General features: G+C 73.9%; 1 protein-coding gene. It reads left to right on the forward strand.

Annotated elements, in window-relative coordinates; all coding sequences use genetic code 11:
- Nucleotides 1–14: 14 nt before the first annotated feature.
- Nucleotides 15–149 (forward strand): RNA polymerase sigma factor, encoded by a 135-nt coding sequence (locus tag QWY29_RS20970; protein ID WP_300963127.1) that lies wholly within the window; start codon nt 15–17, stop codon nt 147–149.
- Nucleotides 150–203: the final 54 nt, after the last annotated feature.

The following is a 203-nucleotide window of genomic DNA, read 5'->3' on the forward strand; positions in this document are numbered from 1 at the left end:
TGTCGCCGGAGCTGCTGGCGGTCGTCCAGGCGACCGTCCTCGACGGGCTCTCGACGTGGGAGGCCGCCGCGCTGCTCGGGATCCCGCGCGGGACCGTGAAGAGCCGGATGAGCCGCGCGCGGCTCGAGCTGAGGGAGGCGCTCCTGTGAGCACGCACCGCACGGAGTGGCACGCCGAGGACACCTCGATCGCCGCGTACCTGG

The organism is Nocardioides abyssi, assembly GCF_030412915.1.
In the GTDB taxonomy this organism is placed as follows: Bacteria; Actinomycetota; Actinomycetes; order Propionibacteriales; family Nocardioidaceae; genus Nocardioides; species Nocardioides abyssi.